This is a genomic window from Tepidimonas fonticaldi, assembly GCF_007556755.1.
Lineage (GTDB): Bacteria > Pseudomonadota > Gammaproteobacteria > Burkholderiales > Burkholderiaceae_C > Tepidimonas > Tepidimonas fonticaldi.
This window is the reverse complement of the sequence record NZ_VJOO01000061.1, coordinates 1-3,694: the sequence shown is the minus strand read 5'-3', so window position 1 is coordinate 3,694 and position 3,694 is coordinate 1. Positions and strand designations below refer to the sequence as shown.

2 protein-coding genes and 1 pseudogene are annotated in these 3,694 nt (G+C 59.9%); all 3 read left to right on the top strand.

What is annotated here, in order from left to right; all coding sequences use genetic code 11:
• Nucleotides 1-159: 159 nt before the first annotated feature.
• The 3 genes and pseudogenes from Tfont_RS14200 to Tfont_RS14190 all read left to right on the top strand — a co-directional run bounded on the left by Tfont_RS14200 (nt 160) and on the right by Tfont_RS14190 (nt 3,501).
• On the top strand, nt 160-1,386 hold the full coding sequence (locus Tfont_RS14200) for an MBL fold metallo-hydrolase (RefSeq protein ID WP_143969918.1): 1,227 nt from the start codon (nt 160-162) through the stop codon (nt 1,384-1,386).
• A gap of 36 nt (nt 1,387-1,422) precedes the next feature.
• A complete protein-coding gene (locus Tfont_RS14195; RefSeq protein ID WP_143969917.1) occupies nt 1,423-2,415 on the top strand; it encodes a hypothetical protein in 993 nt (330 codons plus the stop codon).
• 25 nt (nt 2,416-2,440) lie between these two features.
• Nucleotides 2,441-3,501: pseudogene (locus Tfont_RS14190) on the top strand (IS3 family transposase).
• Nucleotides 3,502-3,694: the final 193 nt, after the last annotated feature.

Genomic DNA, 3,694 nt, shown 5'->3' with positions numbered 1-3,694 from the left:
ATGATCGCACTCCTTCGGATGAGACCTCGCCGCCGACTCCCGCGCCTCGCAGCAGCTCTTGCAGGATGCTGCGTGCCAGCAGGTATCCACGGCGGCTGGGTATTATGTGATCATCCGGGATGCGACAACTACATATTGCGACGACGCCCGGGAGAGGGAATGAGGGTCTGTATTCACCGAGGTACCAAGCAAATTGGCGGCAGCTGCATCGAGCTTGCGCACGAGGGCGTGCGCATTCTTCTGGATGTGGGCCTGCCCCTGGATGGCGAGTTTGGTGACACCGCTTTGCTTCCCCCTGTCACGCAAGGGATTGCCGCCGTCATCGTTTCACACCCGCACGTTGACCATTATGGGCTGCTGCATCACTTGCCACCGGGCACACCGGTGGGTATCGGCGCAGCAGCGCGGCGCATCATTCAGGCGGCTGCGCCCTTCACCGGTCAGCCTTTGCCGCCCTTGGACGGGTTCGATCTCCAGCACCGCACCCCGCTCCAGATCGGACCGTTTCGGATTACGCCGTATCTGGTCGATCACTCCGCCTACGATGCCTACGGACTCTTGGTAGAGGCGGGTGGCAAGCGACTGTTCTACAGCGGGGATTTTCGTGGGCACGGACGCAAGGGGCGACTGTTCGAGGCTTTCTTGCAGCACCCACCATCGAAGATCGATGTGTTGCTGATGGAAGGCACGACCCTGTCGCGGCTTGAAGAAGACGATGCGTTCCCTTCGGAAGCAGCGCTGGAGAAGCAGTTGCTCGAGCAAATCCGGGCAACATCCGGGCTGGTCATGGTCTATGCCTCTGCACAGAATATTGACCGGGTCGTCACGCTGTACCGCGCCTGCAAGCAGGCAGGTCGCACCCTGGTCATTGATCTCTATACGGCGGCCATCCTCGAAGCAACGGGCAATGACAGTATTCCCCAGTCTTTCTGGCCGGGCGTGGCACTCTATACCCCGGAGCGGCAGCGCCGGCAAATCGTCAGGCTGCAAGCCTTTGATCTGCTCAAACGCCATGCGAGACAGCGGGTGTATCGGGAAGGCCTGCAGCAGCTGGCTGCGAATGCGGTCCTGCTGTTTCGGCCATTGCACATGGAGGATCTGGTGGCCGCAGACGTGCTGGACGGCGCGCGTTTCATCTACTCTCAGTGGTCGGGTTATCTGGCCGACGAGACCAGCCAAAAATGGCTGCATTGGCTGCAAGAGGCTGGCATTGAAATGCACCAGATCCATACGTCCGGACACGCCAGCCCCAGCGACCTGCAACGGTTTGCGCGCGCCTTGAACCCGGCGCGCCTCGTTCCGATTCACAGCTTTTCACCAGAAAAATACCCGCAGCAATTTGACAACGTCCAGTTTCGCCAAGACGGCGAATGGTGGGACGTGTGAGCACAGGTTTTATCACTGAAAGCGAGGCAGAAAAGCATGAGTAATTCGCAGAACAGCCAGATGAACAAGGGATTTTTGAGCCACTTGATGGCCCATTTGCTCGAAGGCAGCCAGATTCCGAAGGTGCAGGTCGAGCGTTCGATCGGGCCGGTGCTGGGGTTCTTCCTGGCGGAGGTGCTGACGGCCACCCTGAAAGACGATGGGGCATTGAGCGGGCGTTACCGGATGCTCTGCCCCGAGTTTCCACTCGCCAAAGGAAACAGCCTGCAGTCGACCAATATCGACTTTCTGCTCTACAACGAAGATCGGCAGGCCCTGGTTTTTCTGGAGCTCAAGACGGCAGGCAGCAGTTTTTCACCTGACCAAGCCGTGATCTATCTCGAAAACAAACTCAAGGTCCTGGATCACAGCGCTGCCTATCTGGTGAGCGACCTGGAACGCATCAAGGCCGCCTCGTCAGAGCCGCAGAAATACGCTGCCGTTCAGCAAATGCTGGAGACACGTTTCCCCGGTGGCATGGGCGCCATGGCGCAGTGTCGCGAACTGTATGTGATTTATCTGGTGCCAGCACAATTGAAGGAGCGTGATGGGCACCTGTTGAAACGTGTGGATAAGGCTTTGTCGTTTGGAGAGCTTGCGATGGATATTGACGGTCCGTTCGCCGAGGAGTGGGCGACGATTGGTCAGACCCTGCAGCAACTCGACAACAACGTAAAACCGAACCCGTCCTCGACCATTTCAGACAGTGGCCATCTCAACTATCAAGACCGTGTGGATTTTGATGGGATCAAGGCGCTGTGCAGTGAGCGCGGCGCGCAGATCGTGGTGGGTTTCGCGGGCGGAGAAGCTGCGTTGAGGCAGAGCGATCTGAAGCAACTACGGCAGCGCGCATTCAAGTGGGATGTCGCTGAGGGTGGCCAGGGCAACAAACAGGCGCTCAACTGGGTCGCTGGCAACAGGTTCATCGATATTGTCCTCAGCCTTGAAGCCGCGGTAATCCCCCCGCAAAACCAGTGCGCTGAGAAGTAGAGAGTCTCGAAGGAGAATCTCTACGATGAAGAAATCGCGTTTCACTGACAGCCAGATCATCGACGCGCTCAAGCGGGCGGAGGCTGGTCTGAGCGTGCCCGATCTGTGCCGCGAACTGGGCATCAGCTCGGCGACCTTCTACAAGTGGCGGGCCAAGTACGGCGGCATGGACGCCTCGCTCATGGCGCGCATGAAGGAGTTGGAGGAGGAGAACCGGCGGCTGCGCAAGATGTACGTCGAGGAAAAGCTCAAGGCCGAGGTCGTGGCGGAGGCTCTTGCAAAAAAGTGGTGAAGCCATCTCGCCGGCGCGAGATGGCACAACGAGCCGTGCAGCAGCGCGGGCTGTCGATCCGGGCGGCTTGTCAAGCCTTTCGGATCAGCCAGGCCTGCTACCGCTACGAGGCCCGGCGCGACACCGAAGACGAGGAGATCGCCCAGTGACTGCTGCGGCTGACCGACAATAACCGCACCTGGGACTTCGGGCTGTGTTTCCTGTACCTGCGCAACGTCAAAGGCTTTGCCTGGAACCACAAGCGGGTGTACCGGATATACCGGCAACTGGAGCTCAACCTGCGCGACAAGCCCGAGCCGCTGAGTGTGCCGCAGGCCATCAACGAAGTCTGGTCGATGGACTTCATGCACGACCAGCTGCAAGACGGACGCAGCATCCGGCTGCTCAACGTGATCGACGACTTCAACCGCGAGGCTCTGGGCATCGAAGTGGACCTCTCACTGCCCTCGCATCGTGTGATGCGCACGCTGGAGCAGATCATGGCCTGGCGCGGCAAGCCGCAAGTCATTCGCTGCGACAACGGGCCGGAGTACATCAGCGCCGCGCTGCTGAACTGGGCCGGTGCCCGCGGTATCCACATCGAGCACATCCAGCCCGGCAAGCCCCAACAGAACGCCTACGTGGAGCGCTTCAACAGGACTGTGCGCTATGAGTGGCTGTCGCAGTACCATTGGTGCGATCTTGATGAGGTCCGCGAGTTTGCCACGCAATGGATGTGGCGCTACAACCACGAGCGCCCGAACATGGCCTTGGGCGGCATCACCCCAAAACAGCGGCTGGCCATGGCCGCATAGCTCTACTTCTCGGAGCGCTGGATTTCGGGGGGATTACCCCCCGCCACCGAGGACTTCTTCCGCGCCCGGCTCGATCAGATGATCGACCTGCGCCATCCGCTGGCGGTGTTGTCCTCACGCATGCCGTGGCAGGAGTTGGAAGCAAGGCTGTCGCACCTGTTCATGCGCAAAGCCCGCTCTGGGGTGGCCATGC

Bases quoted from the DNA above. Each gene is read 5' to 3' on its own strand.
- Tfont_RS14200 (WP_143969918.1), top strand. From the start codon at position 160: ATGAGGGTCTGTATTCACCGAGGTACCAAGCAAATTGGCGGCAGCTGC.
- Tfont_RS14195 (WP_143969917.1), top strand. From the start codon at position 1,423: ATGAGTAATTCGCAGAACAGCCAGATGAACAAGGGATTTTTGAGCCAC.